Source organism: Arthrobacter sp. B0316-5-4 (assembly GCF_059090325.1).
Map to the genome: position 1 here is coordinate 173,750 of NZ_JBNHFN010000005.1, position 13,767 is coordinate 187,516.

14 protein-coding genes are annotated in these 13,767 nt (G+C 62.5%); 7 read left to right on the plus strand and 7 right to left on the minus strand.

The window, feature by feature from the left end:
* Positions 1-60 precede the first annotated feature (60 nt).
* The 4 genes from AC5RU9_RS16315 to AC5RU9_RS16330 are packed head-to-tail and all read left to right on the plus strand — an operon-like array spanning position 61 to position 3,864.
* Positions 61-1,005 carry an ABC transporter ATP-binding protein gene (locus tag AC5RU9_RS16315; RefSeq protein ID WP_211710278.1) on the plus strand — a complete coding sequence of 315 codons (945 nt, stop codon included), beginning with the start codon at positions 61-63 and terminating at the stop codon, positions 1,003-1,005.
* 2 nt (positions 1,006-1,007) lie between these two features.
* Positions 1,008-1,859: an ABC-2 transporter permease gene (locus AC5RU9_RS16320; protein WP_494017254.1), complete on the plus strand. Its 852-nt coding sequence runs from the start codon at positions 1,008-1,010 to the stop codon at positions 1,857-1,859.
* A 26-nt stretch (positions 1,860-1,885) separates the two neighbouring features.
* On the plus strand, positions 1,886-3,175 hold the full coding sequence (locus AC5RU9_RS16325; protein ID WP_494017255.1) for a sensor histidine kinase: 1,290 nt from the start codon (positions 1,886-1,888) through the stop codon (positions 3,173-3,175).
* The gene (locus AC5RU9_RS16330; protein ID WP_211710261.1) at positions 3,172-3,864 is read left to right on the plus strand and encodes a response regulator; all 693 of its coding nucleotides are present in this window, start codon (positions 3,172-3,174) and stop codon (positions 3,862-3,864) included. Before AC5RU9_RS16325 ends, AC5RU9_RS16330 begins: the two co-directional genes overlap by 4 nt.
* Here AC5RU9_RS16330 and AC5RU9_RS16335 read toward each other — a convergent pair.
* Entirely contained in the window at positions 3,858-4,604 is a 747-nt protein-coding gene (locus AC5RU9_RS16335; protein ID WP_494017256.1) for an HAD hydrolase-like protein, read from the minus strand. The genes AC5RU9_RS16330 and AC5RU9_RS16335 overlap by 7 nt on opposite strands.
* A 35-nt stretch (positions 4,605-4,639) precedes the next feature.
* Here AC5RU9_RS16335 and AC5RU9_RS16340 point away from each other — a divergent pair, with 35 nt between their 5' ends.
* Complete coding sequence (locus tag AC5RU9_RS16340; protein WP_494017257.1) at positions 4,640-5,089, plus strand: Lrp/AsnC family transcriptional regulator; 450 nt, start codon at positions 4,640-4,642, stop codon at positions 5,087-5,089.
* A 1-nt stretch (position 5,090) separates the two neighbouring features.
* On the opposite strand, the gene AC5RU9_RS16345 is transcribed toward AC5RU9_RS16340, so the two are convergent.
* Genes AC5RU9_RS16345 through AC5RU9_RS16355 form a run of 3 tightly spaced genes read right to left on the minus strand, consistent with a single transcriptional unit; the run spans position 5,091 to position 8,945 of the window.
* Positions 5,091-6,479: an aspartate ammonia-lyase gene (locus AC5RU9_RS16345; protein WP_494017258.1), complete on the minus strand. Its 1,389-nt coding sequence runs from the start codon at positions 6,477-6,479 to the stop codon at positions 5,091-5,093.
* Positions 6,476-7,906, minus strand: a complete 1,431-nt coding sequence (locus AC5RU9_RS16350; RefSeq protein ID WP_494017259.1) for an aldehyde dehydrogenase family protein — start codon at positions 7,904-7,906, stop codon at positions 6,476-6,478. The genes AC5RU9_RS16345 and AC5RU9_RS16350 overlap by 4 nt, the downstream gene beginning before the upstream one ends.
* On the minus strand, positions 7,899-8,945 hold the full coding sequence (locus tag AC5RU9_RS16355) for a homoserine dehydrogenase (RefSeq protein WP_211710248.1): 1,047 nt from the start codon (positions 8,943-8,945) through the stop codon (positions 7,899-7,901). Before AC5RU9_RS16355 ends, AC5RU9_RS16350 begins: the two co-directional genes overlap by 8 nt.
* Before the next feature lie 284 nt (positions 8,946-9,229).
* On the opposite strand from AC5RU9_RS16355, the gene AC5RU9_RS16360 reads away from it, so the two are divergent.
* Both AC5RU9_RS16360 and AC5RU9_RS16365 read left to right on the plus strand, forming a co-directional pair.
* A complete protein-coding gene (locus tag AC5RU9_RS16360; protein ID WP_494017260.1) occupies positions 9,230-10,672 on the plus strand; it encodes an amino acid permease in 1,443 nt (480 codons plus the stop codon).
* Between the two features lie 174 nt (positions 10,673-10,846).
* Positions 10,847-11,617: an IclR family transcriptional regulator gene (locus AC5RU9_RS16365; RefSeq protein ID WP_494017261.1), complete on the plus strand. Its 771-nt coding sequence runs from the start codon at positions 10,847-10,849 to the stop codon at positions 11,615-11,617.
* On the opposite strand, the gene AC5RU9_RS16370 is transcribed toward AC5RU9_RS16365, so the two are convergent.
* Genes AC5RU9_RS16370 through AC5RU9_RS16380 form a run of 3 tightly spaced genes read right to left on the minus strand, consistent with a single transcriptional unit; the run spans position 11,614 to position 13,605 of the window.
* Entirely contained in the window at positions 11,614-12,393 is a 780-nt protein-coding gene (locus AC5RU9_RS16370) for an IclR family transcriptional regulator (protein WP_494017262.1), read from the minus strand. The genes AC5RU9_RS16365 and AC5RU9_RS16370 overlap by 4 nt on opposite strands.
* Before the next feature lie 25 nt (positions 12,394-12,418).
* Complete coding sequence (locus tag AC5RU9_RS16375) at positions 12,419-13,159, minus strand: cyclase family protein (protein WP_494017263.1); 741 nt, start codon at positions 13,157-13,159, stop codon at positions 12,419-12,421.
* Positions 13,156-13,605 (minus strand): hypothetical protein, encoded by a 450-nt coding sequence (locus AC5RU9_RS16380; RefSeq protein ID WP_494017264.1) that lies wholly within the window; start codon positions 13,603-13,605, stop codon positions 13,156-13,158. Before AC5RU9_RS16380 ends, AC5RU9_RS16375 begins: the two co-directional genes overlap by 4 nt.
* Positions 13,606-13,767 lie beyond the last annotated feature (162 nt).

Here is a 13,767-nt window from a genome sequence, read left to right on the forward strand (position 1 = left end):
GTGAGTACATTCAAAACTCACTTGCACACAGATGTTGTGCTCCGAGGAGGGAACGCTTCCATGATCGAAGCAAAAGGCCTGACCAAGGTCTACGGCGAGAAGACCGCCGTCGGCGGTGTCAGTTTCACTGTCCAAGCCGGACGGGTGACGGGCTTCCTGGGCCCGAACGGTGCCGGCAAGTCCACCACCATGCGCATGATCATGGGACTGGATGCTCCTACGTCGGGTTCCGTGACGGTGAACGGTGAGCCGTTCGTGCAGCACAAGGCACCGTTGCGTGAGATCGGCGCCCTCCTGGACGCCAAGGCAGTCCACACCAGCCGCACCGCCTACAACCACCTGCTCGCCATGGCCGCGACGCACAGCATCCCGAAAAGCCGGGTGCGCGAAGTCATCGAAATGACCGGTCTGGGTGACGTTGCCAAGAAGAAGGTCAAAGGCTTCTCGCTCGGAATGGGCCAGCGCCTCGGCATTGCCGCCGCGCTGCTGGGCGATCCGCAGACCATCATCCTGGATGAGCCGGTGAACGGCCTCGATCCTGAAGGCGTGGTCTGGGTCCGCAACCTGGTCAAGTACTTGGCCTCGGAGGGACGCACAGTCTTCCTGTCCAGCCACCTCATGAGCGAAATGGCGCTCACGGCAGACCACCTGATCGTGATCGGCCGCGGCAGGATCATTGCCGACGCCCCCATCGCCGACATCATTACGGGCAAGGGCCAGATACGGACCCGCGTCCGCACTGACCAGCCGGAGCGGCTCATGCAACTGCTCGCCGGCACCGGGGTTTCGGTGGAAGTCCACGAACGCGAACTCCTGGAAGTTTCGGGCCTGGATCCGCGTGGCATCGCCCGGGCCGCCTTGGACAACCAGGTCATGGTCTACGAATTGACCCCACTCCAGGCGAGCTTGGAAGAGGCCTACATGGAACTGACCAAGGACGAGGTCGAATACCACTCGCACATCACCGCCGGGGCCTCGGTTCCCGCTCAGGCCGGAGGGAAATAGACATGAGCACTACCACTTTGGACCGCAAGTCCATCCGCAACTCCGTTGGTCCGGGACCGGCCTTCCACCGCGTCCTCAACTCGGAATTCATCAAGTTCCGCACTTTGATGTCCACGCTGATCCTGCTGGCTTCCACCGCTGTGGTGATGGTGGGCTTCTCCGCCCTCGGCGCATTGGGAACCGGCGAGTTCGCCAAGCAGATGGCGCGGGATCCCCAAGCCACTGCAGCGATCGCCGCGCAGGGCGGGGACCTGGCTGTCACGGTACCTACGTCCGGCATCGTATTTGCCCAGCTGATTCTCGGCTCCCTGGGCGTCCTGCTCATGAGCTCCGAGTTCACCACGGGCATGGCCCGCTCCACCTTCGCAGCCGTACCCCGGCGGTTGTCGCCCTTCCTGGCAAAGCTCATTGTGGTGTCAGTGAGCGCGTTCGTCCTCACCGCAGTAGCGACCTACGTTGCCGGACTTGTGGCGCTGCCCATCCTGAACAACTACGATCTCAAACTTGACCTCGGCAGCTCGCAATCGGTCAAGCTCCTGCTGGTCAACAGCATCTACGTGGCGGCCGTGGCAGCCATCGGCATGGCCCTTGGCACCCTGGTCCGGAACTCGGCCGGCGGCATCATGAGCCTGGTGGGACTGTTCTTTGTGGCGCCCATCGCCTTCCAGTTGATCCCCGGCGATTTCTTCAAAGAGGCCAGCAAGTACCTTCCCGGCAACACCATCAGCCCGCTGACCGCCGTCGAGCACGTCCCGGACACGCTTGAGGCATGGCAGGCCGGACTGGTCCTGGGCGCTTGGGTAGTGGTACCGGTGGCCCTGGCCATGATCCTGCTGAAGAAGCGGGACGTCTAGGACGGGTTGCCGTCTAGGCTCGATCCATGACTGAAGCTCTGCAGACGAAGGACGCGTCGGCCACCCCGGCTGACGCGTCCTTCGCTGAAATCGCCCAGCGCCGCAGGGGCAGAATCCGGCGCTACTTCTTCCAGCGGCCGCGTGCGATGGATGCCGTGGTGGTCCTTTGCTACGTGCTCCTTGCCCTCCCCACCATCATCACCTCGGTCGTCGACGCCAAGTGGTTCGTGGTGGCCCTGCTGCTGATGATCGCCCTCGCCTTGGTCTTCAGGCGACACTTCCCCCTTCCGGTGGTTGCCGCCGTCGCGCTCCTTGAAGTCGCGGCGACCATCCTGAACCCGTGGGGTTCGAACGTGTCGGTGGGTCTTTGGTTCGCTCTCTATGCGCTGGCATCACTCAAGCGGCGAGCGATTGCGCTGGTCGTTTTCGCCGTGGCCAGCCTGCCGCTCAGCTTGCTCTACCTGTTCATGTGGACAAGTCCCACTCAGATGGACACACTCCAGGACGTCCCCGAGAACTTCCACCTGATCAACAACATTGCCACCGCGATAACCATCATGCTCTCCAACCTCCTGGCCACCGGGATCGGCATTTCCGTGCGCCAACGCAGGGAACATGAGGGAGAAATCGCCGCCTGGGCTGCCCGGACCACCCAGTTGGGCAAGGTCACCGAGCGCAACCGGATAGCGCGCGAGATGCACGACGTCGTGGCCCACTCCCTGACGGTGATGATCAGCCTGTCCGACGGCGCAGCCGTTGTGGTCAAAAAGGACCCGGAGAGGGCCGGGGAGGTCCTGAACGAATTGTCGCGGACCGGCCGGGCTGCCTTGGCCGACATGCGCCGCGTGTTGGGCGTACTGCGTGACGATTCGGGGCGGCCAGCGCCGCTGGCGCCGCTGGAATCGGGTCACAACCTGGCTAACCTTTTGGAGGGATTCCGAACGGCCGGGCTCCCTGTGCATTACGCACACACCGGTCCCGGGCTGCCGTCCGACCCGGCCTTCCAACTCACTGTCTACCGGATCGTTCAGGAGTCGCTGACCAACGTCCTGCGGTATGGCCGCTCGCTCAGCCGCGTTGACGTGCAGGTGGCGCGCGACGGCGATTTGGTCACCATAAACGTCAACGACGACGGCCGCGGAACCCATGAGGGCGGCAGCGAATTCGCGGGCAGCCTGGGCACGGGGCAGGGGATCGCCGGAATGAATGAACGCGCCGGAATCTATGCTGGAATCGTTACTGCCGGTCCAGGGAAAAGGGGAGGCTGGGCGGTCCATGCCGAGCTCCGCTGGAACGGCGACAAGGGGGAATCATGACAGGCGACATCATCAAAGTGCTGCTGGTGGACGATCAGCCGCTGCTGCGGATGGGCTTCAGGCTCATCCTGGAAGGCGAAGCTGACTTCACGGTGGTGGGCGAGGCTTCCGATGGTTTGGAGGCCGTCCGGCAGGTTGAGGCGCTTCAACCCGACGTTGTGCTGATGGATGTCCGGATGCCCGCCATGGATGGGATCGAGGCGACACGTCGCATCTCCAGTTCAGGTTCCGATGCGCGGGTCATCATCCTCACCACCTTCGATCTCGATGAGTACGCGTTCAGCGGCCTGCAGGCCGGTGCGTCGGCCTTCCTGCTCAAGGACGTGGCGCCGGCCGAGCTGGTCCACGCAGTGCGCCTTGTAGCCAGCGGCGACGCAGTGGTAGCTCCGCGGGTGACCCAGAGGCTATTGGAAACCTATGTCCGCGGAGGAGCCCTGCCCGGTCATTCCCCCAGCCCGCACCGTGACCCGCTCCTGGACGAGCTCACCCCGCGCGAAACGGAGATCCTCACCACCATCGCCGAGGGCCTGTCCAACGCGGAGATCGCCCACAAGTTCTTCCTCTCTGAGGCCACTGTCAAAACCCACGTCCGCCGGATCCTGAGCAAGCTGCAGCTGCGCGATCGGGTGCAGGTGGTGGTCTACGCCTACGAAACCGGGCTCGTGGTGCCGAGCAACCCGGACTACTGACCCGTCGTCGAATCCTGCATGGTTCCTTGGAGCAACGGCAAGAGCTCGCTGGGAGACGAAGCTGTGGCAATAGCGTGCACGGACTCGTGTGGTTCGCCGTAGCCCCAGAGCGCAAAAATGGCTGGCATCCGGAATGTGGCCGCTCCCTCGATGTCGTAGATACGGTCTCCCACCATGACGGGCCGCGAGGTGTCGACACCGCGTGAGCGGAGCCGGCGCAACGTCTCCGCAATCACCGCGTCTTTCCGCGACCGCCCCAAGGCATCCGAGGCACCGCAGACATCCGAGAAGAAGTGGTCCACACCGAAATGCCGTGTGAGCCGGATGGCTTGATCCTCAACTTTTGACGTAGCCACAGCCATCGGCATGTCCTGTGAGTGCAACTGCTGAAGGAGCCCCTCAACACCTTCATAGAGCCGGGCTTGGAGGGCTCCGGTCTTGGCGTAGGCTACCCGATAGTGCTGCAGCGCCTCGTTGGCCCGGTCCTCGTCCAGCCCAACAACGGCCCGGAACGAGTCGATCATGGGTGGACCCACGAACCGGCGCAACTGGTCAGGACCCGGGACGGTTGCTCCGACGGATACCAGGGCTTCCGCCGCACTGGCCGTGACGCCGCTGGCAGAGTCAACCAGTGTGCCATCTATGTCGAACAGAACGCATGAGTAGCGCTCCGCGAGTGGTTCGTGGTGCTCGGGACGTATCATCTTCTTCGTGGCCTTTCGGTCAAAGGCAGGAGCCACGGGGCTCCTGGCGGGCTATTTCTTGGAAGGGATTCATGGAGCGAGCGGGCCTCGACGGCATCGATCAGAGGATCCTTTCAGAACTCACCAGGAACGCCCGCATGCCGCACGCGGAACTGGCAGGAAAGGTCCTGCTTTCCAGGAACGCTGTCCGTCAGCGGATCGAGCGCATGGAGCGGCAGGGGTACATCCAGGGCTATACGATCGTCGCCGGAGCAGAGACCCAGGACCTTGTGTCCGCGTTCCTGATGGTTTACCGGAAGGACCGCATGCGGGGCGCCGATGTCCTGACTGAGCTCAGGGCGATCCCCGAAGTCGTTCTGTGTGATGTCCTGAGCGGTGACTTTGATTTGATGGTGCGCGTCGAAGCCCGCTCCCACGGCAGGGTGCAGGAGATTTGGGAACAGATTTCTTCTCTGCCCGGTGTCACGGACACTGTCACGGCCATGACGTTGTCCAATGTGATCCGACGGGTGTCGCAGTGACTCAGCGTCCACGCGTGGAAGCTCCCTCAAGTATCAGTGCAGCGGTGTCCCATTCCATGAGTCCCATCGACGTGACGGCGTCGATCACCGTCACGCGCCCGGTCAGCGCCTTGTTGGCCACCTCCGCCGCGGCGGCGTAGCCAAGGGCGGGGATCAGCGCAGTGGCCAATCCCGCCGAGCCCGCAGCCCGCCCGCCAAGCAGTTCCTCGTTTGCCGTGATGCCCTGGATGCAGTGGGTCCTGAGGATCCGCGCGCCGTTGATGAGCCAGGAGAAGCCCTGCAGCAAGGCATGGGCAATGACGGGTTCAAAGGCATTCAGTTGCAATTGGCCGTTGTCCGCGGCCATGGTGACGGTAGTGTCCGCACCAGCAATAGCAAAGGCGATCTGGTTCAGTGTCTCGGGAATAACCGGATTCACTTTGCCGGGCATAATCGATGACCCGGCTTGGCGGGGTGGCAGTTGGATCTCCCCGAAGCCATTTTGCGGTCCGCTGGACAGCAACCTCAGGTCGCTGCTGATTTTTGAGATCTTGATGGCCGACCGCTTCAGCATCCCGGACACATGCATGAAAACCCCGACGTCGGATGTCGCCTCCAGCAGGTCGGCTGCCGGCACCAGACGCAGCCCCGTAATTTCGGCGAGGGCTTCAATAGCCCGCTCCCGGTAGCCCGGCTCGGCAGTAATCCCTGTGCCTATCGCCGTTGCTCCCAGACTGCATTCGAGCATGAGTGCCGCGGACTCCCGCAGCCGGCATCTGTCTTCCTCAATCGTCGAGGCGAAGGCCCCGAACTCCTGACCCAACGTCATGGGGACGGCGTCCTGTAGCTGGGTGCGCCCGATTTTGGCCACGTGGGCGAATGCGACCCGCTTCTCCCGCATGGACTCCGTCAATTGACCGAGTTCGTGGTCAAGCTCCTGGACAGCGGTGATCAGTGCCAGCTTGATGGCGGTGGGGTAGACATCGTTGGTCGACTGGCATTTGTTCACGTGGTCGATGGGGTGCAGATGCTGGTAGCTACCGCGGGGATGACCCAAGGTTTCCAGGGCCAGGTTTGCGATCACCTCGTTGGCGTTCATATTGGTGCTGGTCCCCGCGCCGCCCTGGATCATGTCCACGCAGAAATGCTGGTGGTGCTGCCCTTCTTCGATGTCCCGGCACGCACGGCTGATCGCGTTGGCCACGGCGGGTTCCAGGACCCCGAGGCTGGAGTTGGCGCGGGCCGCTGCCCGTTTTACCTGCGCCAAGGCCACCACCAGTCCGGGATACCGTGAAACAGGGATCCCGCTGATGGGGAAGTTGTCCAGGGCCCGGGCCGTGTGCGCGCCCCACAAGGCGTCCGCTGGTATGCGTATGGACCCAAGGGAATCGGATTCGAGGCGATACGTCATAGCCGGGCCGTACTGTTCTTGATGCAGATGACCTTGGGCTGGGTCATTTCCTCGTAGGCGAAGTGAACGCCTTCACGGCCCAGGCTTCCGTACTTGAACCCGCCAAAGGGCATTCCATCGAACCGGTAGTCGGACGAGTCGTTGATCATGACACCACCGGCCTGGATCTCCTTTGCTGCCTTCATGGCGTCCCCGAGGGATGCAGTGAAGATTCCGGCATGCAGACTGAACTCGATGGAGTTGGCGATCCCGATCGCTTCCTGAAGGCTGTCCACAGGGCGGAGCATCACCAGTGGGCCGAATACTTCCTCGGACCACAGCCGGCTGTCTTCCGGCACCTCCTCGAGGACGGTGGGATGGAGGATGTTCCCGGTAGCCACGTTTCCTGCCAGGACAACTGCCCCGCGCTCCACTGCTTCGTGGACTTTCGCCCGCACATCTTCCAGGGAACGTGCGGTGATCATGGGCCCCACGTCCGTCAGTTCATCGGACGGGTCGCCAACCACAAGTTCGTTGGTCGCGGCGATGAAGAGCTCCCGGAATTCGGCGTAGACGAGCTTGTCGACCAGGATCCGCTGGACACCGACGCAATTCTGGCCGGCCGCCCAGAACGCACCGGAAACACAGGACGCCACCGCTTCCGGGAGGTCTGCGTCCGCCATGACGATGACCGGCGCGTTTCCGCCCAGGTCCATGGAGAGCTTCTTTAGTCCAGCTGCCGAGGCGATGGACTCCCCGGTGGAGAACCCGCCGGTGAATGACACCATGCGTACGTCCCTCGCCGCGATGATTTTCTGCGCAATGTCGCGGTCCCCATGGACAACTGTGAGGACTTCCTGCGGGAGTCCGGCCTCCAGGAGTGCCTCGGTGAGCAGCTGCGCGGATAGGGGCGTGAGGGCCGAGGGCTTGAGGAGAACGGAGTTTCCGCCCGCTATGGCAGGTCCGATCTTGTGGGCTACAAGGTTGAGGGGGTCGTTGAAGGGCGTGATTGCAAGGATGATGCCCAGCGGCTCGCGGGAGAACCACCCCAGCCGGTCCTCTGATCCCTCGTAGGCGTCGAAGGGAACAACTTCACCGGCGTTGCGGCGAGTTTCTGCCGCCGACAACCGCAGTGTATTGACTGCACGCAGAACCTCCTTTCGGGCCTGCCTTACGGTCTTGCCGGCCTCAGCGACGATGGTTTCGGCAAAGAGATCGCGACGGTCTTCCACCAGGTTGGCTGCCCGGTCGAGTATCTTTCCCCGCGCGTCCCGGGAGAGGCCCGCTGCTACTTTGGCTCCCGCGCGGGCAGCATCCAGGACACTGTCGACGGCGGTGGCGTCGGTCAGCGGAACGGCGCCAACAACGCGCTGGTCGTAAGGGCTGGTGACGTTCTGGAACATCGGCAGGGCCGATGCCTCGGCGGTGCTGGGTGAGGACTTAGGCATGGGAGGGAACCTCCGAGGTGTGGTGCATGGCGATGATGTCTGAGAGCAAGGCGTAGGCAGTTTCGACGCGTCCGGCGCCGGGCCCGGAAACCATCACCGGGCCCAGAAGATCGGTGTTGAACGAAACCGCGTTGGTGGCGCCGGAGATTCCAGCAAGTTCATGGGCCAAGGGCACAGCTACGGCCTTCACGCCAGCTGTCACTGCCCCGTTCGCGGACCTCTTCGCTGAGCCAATGAGTTTCCAACGCAGGCCTTGGCGGGCAGCTTGTTCAATGTCATCGCGGGTCAGGGAGGAGATGCCCTCACAGGAGACGTCCTGCAAGGTGATGTCTGCCTCGAGCAATTGGTTGGCCAGGATGAGCACTTTGAGCCGCACATCGTAGCCCTCGATGTCTGCTGCAGGGTTGGCTTCGGCGTACCCCAGATCCTGGGCTTCCCGAATAGCGGCATCCAGGTCCAGGCCGGATTCCATGCGACCGAGCACGTAGTTGCTGGTTCCATTCAGGATTCCTTCAAAGCCGTCGATCTTCAGGCCGGCGAACATCTTTTTGGCGAGGCGGATGACAGGGGTGCCACTCATGACTGCGCCCTCGAACTCGAAGTGGACACCATTGCTTGCGGCCAGCGCGGACAGTTCAGGGCCTCGGAGTGCCACGGGTCCCTTGTTGGTTGTGCAGACACTTTTGCCTGATTCCAGGGCCCACCGTACGTGCGAGACGGCAGGTTCGCCGTCGTCGGGATTTGTGAAGGTGGCTTCGCAGACGATATCTGCCGTGCAGGAACGGATCACGGCTTCGTTGTTGGTGTCCCGGGAGCCGCCATGGTCCGCGAACGTTTCGTTGCCGCCAAGATTGAGCGCCATGTCAATGTCGATGCCTTCGGCCTGGACCAGGGAGCCGAGCCTGAGATCGGTGATGGCCACAACCCTGAGGCCGAAGCCCAGCTCCGAGCGGAGGGCGTCTCCCCGGGTGGCGATGATTTCGGCGAGGGTCCGGTTGACGCCGCCAAAGCCGATCAGCGCGAGATCGTAGGTTTTCATGGTGCTCCTCAGGTAGGTGGAGGGGTGATGCTTCAATCCTGCGGGCCTTCGATGTCCGTCCAACCATGCTGAATCGCCCTTAAGAATGGGCATTCTGACCATTCGACTGCCGATCTGCCTTCGGGCCCATGTCGAGCAATGTGCGCTATACGCATTAACAAATGTTTTTAATGACCACTCGATGTGATTCTGTGTTACCTTCGTCACTACAGACGCCCTCCCGGCACCCCGACCCCGGACTTCAAGGCGTACCGTTCGCATCCGACACATACCGGAGACACCACATGGAATCTTCAGCACCCGTGCAACTTGACCATCAACCTGAGGCAGTCGACGCTCCGGTCGAACCCGGACTGCGCCGATCAATGGGACCACGGCACCTCATCATGATCGCGATGGGAGGTGTCATTGGATCCGGGTTGTTCCTGAGCTCCGGATACACGATCTCCCAAGCCGGCCCGCTCGGGGCTGTGATCGCCTACTTGGTGGGTGCATTCGTGGTCTACCTCGTGATGGCCTGCCTTGGCGAGTTGGCCATCGCCTACCCCGTATCAGGTGCCTTCCACATCTACGCGTCCCGATCCATCGGTCCAGCCACCGGCTTTGCCACGGCCTGGCTCTACTGGCTCTGCTGGGCGGTGGCCATCGGCTCGGAATTCACGGCATCAGGACTCCTCATGCAGCGCTGGTTTCCCGACGTCGAGGTGTGGGTGTGGTGCCTCGTCTTCGCAGCCATCCTGTTCGGATTCAATGCCGTATCTTCCAAGTTCTTCGGGGAATCCGAGTTCTGGTTCGCCATCATCAAAGTGGGCGCGATCATTGCCCTGATCGTGTTGGGTGGCGCAGCCCTTTTCGGATTCCATCCCCTCTCCGAGTCCGGCAACCACCCCTTCATGCTTGAGAACTTCAACACCTCCGGAGGATTGTTTCCCAACGGCTTTACCGGAGTCCTGGTGACGGCGTTGGCGGTCTTCTATGCGTTCTCCGGTTCGGAACTCATTGGCGTGGCCGCCGGGGAGACCACCGATCCGGCGCGGAACATTCCCAAGGCCATGCGCAGCACAGTGGTCCGGCTGCTGATCTTCTTTGTTGGTGCCATCGCGGTCATTGCTGCAACCGTCCCGTTTGACCAGGTGGGGCTTGACGAGAGCCCGTTCGTGACGGTGTTCTCCTCCGTTGGAATTCCCTACGCCGCTGACATCATGAACTTCGTCATCATCACGGCCCTGCTGTCGGCCGGGAACAGCGGATTGTTCTCCTGTGCCCGTATGCTCTACTCCCTGGCAGACGAGGGACATGCACCGAAGGCTTTGAAAAGGCTCACCCGGCGGGGCATACCGCTTGTAGCTCTCTCGGTCAGCATGGTTGGCGGCATTGCATCGCTGATCAGCAGTGTGGTTGCACCTGAAACCGTGTACCTCGCCTTGGTCTCCGTGGCCGGTTTCGCGGTTGTTGGTGTGTGGATGTCCATCACTGCGTCCCACTTCTTCCACCGCAGGGCCTTTGTACGTAACGGCGGGAGCGTGAAGGACCTTGCCTACAAGGCACCCCTCTTTCCGTTGGTCCCGATCCTGGCTTTCGCGCTGTGCTTGATTTCATTGGTGGGCATTGCGTTTGACCCACAGCAGATCGCCGCCCTGTACTTCGGCGTTCCTTTTGTCGGGGCCTGCTACGCCTACTTCTACTTCAGGTACCGGCGCCCGGCGAAGTCCAGTCCGACGTCGTGAATCCACATCCGCTGAGCCTTGCGGCCGGGCCCTCGGTCCGGCCGCAAGGCGCTGACGGGGGAATTGATGGTGCAGGGATACTCGCAGATCCGTACACAGTGTGGGGGGCCCGAATCCTTGCGGCAGACACGCCCGTGTGAGAATGGCGTGAGCGCGTGGTGGAAGGAGTGGATTGTGGATACGTCACCCGAAGCGTCGTCTTTGGCCCAGGGTCTTCGCCTCGTTCGCCTGATTACGGACCGCGAAAAGCAGGGCCGTCAGCTTTTGGGTGTCTCCCAACTGGCCGCCGAATTGGACATGGAACAAAGCAGGGTTTCCCGCTTGGCCCAGGAGTTGTGTGATCTTGGCTTGTTGGAACGGGTGGACAGGGGCCCGTTCCGCGCGGGCTCGGGCTTCCTGGACCTGGCAGCTTCGCTCAACAGTGGCTGGGTGCAAAAGTCACGGGCAAAGCTGGAGGAGCTGGTGTCCGCCTTTGGCTTGCGATCACGGCTCTCCGTTCGCGACGGCGTCAGGGTCCTCCTCTTGCGCGCATCCACGAACAACTCATTCCCGGGCGGCTACGCCAAACCGGGTATGGTGACGCCCGTCTGGTGCACCGGAGCGGGCAGGGCCTTGCTGTGGGATCACTCGCCCGGTGAGCTGGAATCCCTTCTCCGCGACGTGAATTTCATCGGTGTGGGCGGTCCCGCGGCGGCACATTCCGCGCCGGAAGTCCGTGACCTCATGGACCGTGACAAGTCCCGCGGATTTGTTGTCGCCGCCGAGGAATTCGAGCATGACGTGTGGGAAGTGGCCGTACCAGTGCGGTCCGACGGCGGGAACATCGTTGCCGCCCTCAGTGTCCTGGGCAACCGTTCCAGTATCGAGAAGGCTGCCCCGGAGATCGCCGGGGTGCTCCATGAAACCTCCCAAGCACTTGGCGCCCACGGCACCGTACTGACCTAGGCCTGGTGCGGAGCTGTGGCCTGGCCACCCACCATCGCTTCCAGCCACTCGCACCATGAGCGGAGTGCCATGGCATGGCTTTCACGCAGTGGCTCAACCCGCGTCCTGGGGCCGACGATCTGGAGCGCTGCAACGACCTCATTCTTGAAATCGCGGATGGGCGCGGCCAGTGAATAGAGTCCGGGTTCGGCTTCTTCATCAACAATTGAGTACCCGCGTTCCCGGGCTTGGTGGAGCCGGTCCAGGAAGTCCTCAACGGATGAGGGCGTATTAGGTCCGTGCTTGACGAACTCCACGGTCTTGAAGAGCGTCCGGACTTCCTCATCCGGTGCATCCCAAAGGAGCGCCTGGCCGGCGTCACTGCAGTAGGCCGGATAGGGCCGGCCCAGCCAGGAACCCACCAGATTGGCACTCGCAGGTACTTGCTCGCCAATGGTGACCGTACTGTTTCCGCTCAGCACGCCCAGGAAGCAGGCTTCGTTGGTTTCGGCGGCCAAGCCCTCCAATGCGGTGAGTCCGTCGGTCTTCAGGCGTTGCTCGGTGACCAACTGGGCGTCAGCCAGGACTGACCAGTCCAAGCGGTACTCCCTGTTGTTGGTGCGGGCAAGGAAGCCCTCCTGCAAAGCCCCCTTGAGGCTTCGCGACACCTGGCTGCGGTCCTTCTCCAGGTGGGCCGCGATGTCGGCCACTGTACCGCCGTCGTGCCCTTGCGCATGGCGCGCCCCCACCGCGAGGATGGCCATCATCCCGCGGCCCATGCTGGAGCTCTTAGACATGGAACGATTCTAGCGACCCGCAGCCCTAGTGGATGGCGAAAACCCTTGCCGGGAAGCCGCTCCCTCCCAGGGGTTTGGCCCAGCTTGCCACCAGTACGCCACCGGATTCGGGCAGGCCATCAAGATGCGCCAAAAGTTCAATCTGCCATTTGTCCTGCGCCAGGACGTAGGTTTCCAGGCTGAAGTCCTGCCGGGAAGTGGGCATGCCAGGGTCCGTGTCTGTCTGTTCGTGTCCCACCGCCGCCACGCCCCGCTCTTCGATCAGGCATCCAAGGACCTCTTGCGACCAGCCGGGAGTATGGCTTGTTCCGGATTGGTCCTTGTTGGCCATGGCCTCAGGGTCGGGCCAGCGGTGGCTCCATCCTGTGCGGAGGGCAACGAACGAACCAGCGGGGATGGTGCCGTTTCGCGATTCCCAATCCTTGATGTCGCCCAGTGTGGGCGTGGCATCGGGGTCCGTGCGCACGCGCTGGCTGATGTCCAGGACAACCAGGGGAAGCACCATCTGGTCCACGGGAATCTGGTCCAGGGTCCGGCCACCCCGCACAAAGTGCGACGGCGGATCCACGTGGGTACCCCATTGGCCCACTATCGAGTAGCGGTGGGCTGTGAAGCCGTCGCCTTTCTCCATATCGAAGAGCGCCTCGCGGGATTCATCCGGGAAAGCGGCAAACCGGGGCTGGCCGGGATGGAACGCGTGGGTGAGGTCCGTGAAGGTTCGGTTGCCGAGAAGGGGCGCGAGTTCCTGCCAAAGTCCCGTGGTCATGACGCGATCCGGCTCTCGCCTGCATGGGTCAGGACACTGCTGGAGACGTTCAGGGGTCCGGACACTTCGATCACCGGGACCTCCCAGGGATGGATGTCCACGATCCGCTGGACCAGGCGGTGAACGTCGTCTTCATCCAGCGAGTCGTCGAAGTAGGAGGTGAAAACGAAGGTCGGCGAGATGGTTCGCTGGCCCACACGGCCCAGCGTGGGGTTCGCGCCCTCAGCAACGGTGAAGCCCTCGTAGCCCGCGGAGGACTCGAAGACATGGTGGTAGTTCCCGAAGCCGCCCAGCTCGGGGCACTCCGTCAGCGCCTGCAGCAGGGATGAGATGCCGCTGTCCGCTTCCAACGCGGCGAGGTTTCCTCCGGCCAGTTGAGTCATGGTTTCGACCGGGATGGGCCAGTGGATGCGGAGCTTCCGCACTGGTTTCAATTGGATCTTCATGGGAGGGCCTTCCGTGGATGTGGATTCTGTGAGCCATAGTGGCACAATGTGATGATCATTACAAGCATATTGATTTGCTCATAGTGCACATTCGGTGTCTTCAGCTCTGAAACCAGATCACAGCCCCTGCACAGTTGCCCCATGTACAAGGCATAGGGGGTG